Here is a 961-nt window from a genome sequence, read left to right on the forward strand (position 1 = left end):
AGATAAACGCATAAGGTCCTTTTTGCATAAGTTCACGTTGTAAATCAGCATATATTTGTGCCCGTTTTTGCGGATCTTTTTGAAACAACGCCTCTTCAACTTTTTTATTCATTTTGGCATCAAAATACCCATGCTGCCAACTAGGATAGGCTGTATTTTTTGCCTCAAGCCGATTATCTGGATTATAAACAAGACGTGAAGCCATTGTATGAGGATCCGCAGAATCATTATTCCATCCGATAAAAGCCGTATCAAAAGCCCGTGCATTCACTTTTGAAAACAACTGTGTACCTGCTACACGTTCAATTTTAAGACGCACGCCCGCCTGTGCAGCACTATCTTGAAGTGACTGAGCAAGTAACAAAGTATAAGGAGCATTTGAGACAATAAAATTTGCTTCAAATCCGTTCGGATAACCGGCCTCTGCTAAAAGCTGTTTTGCTTTTTGAATATCAAGCTTAAAGGGTTGCCCCTCTTTTTCATCCAAAGCTCCAAGATTACCAAGAGGAATAAAACTGGCCCGTGGAACACCAATCCCTTTAAGAAGCTTCTTGCCAAGACCTTCATAATCTATAAGATAACGCATCGCCAAGCGTACTTTTTCCTTAGCAAAAATGGGATTTGTCATATTGAATCCCCAGTACATCATGGATGGTTCTAACACTTCCTTGATTTTAACATCTGTTGTTTTTTGCAGATCTGCAAGATCTTCAGGTGTCAAATTACGAGCAACATCAATATCATGTTTTTGCAACAACAAGCGTTGTGTTCCGGGCTCTGCAACATGGCGAATTAAAATCTGCTTCAGTTTAGGCGCTTGTCCCCAATAGTGAGAGCTTGCACGCAACAAAAGAGCTTCTCCAGGGCGCCAACTTTTTAACTGATAAGGACCAACACAAGCAGCATGACTCTTCAAATACTGATTTCCCAAATCACCATCTTTTTCGTGTTTCATAATCGT

At 40.5% G+C, this 961-nt stretch carries 1 protein-coding gene; it reads right to left on the bottom strand.

Annotation, left to right across the window (positions count from 1 at the left end; translation table 11 throughout):
* Positions 1 to 961 (bottom strand): ABC transporter substrate-binding protein (locus ACFILL_RS09360; protein ID WP_375681103.1); only part of this gene is annotated, 961 nt, incomplete at both ends.

The sequence above is a fragment of the Bartonella sp. AP20NXHL genome (assembly GCF_042196165.1).
Classification (GTDB): domain Bacteria; phylum Pseudomonadota; class Alphaproteobacteria; order Rhizobiales; family Rhizobiaceae; genus Bartonella.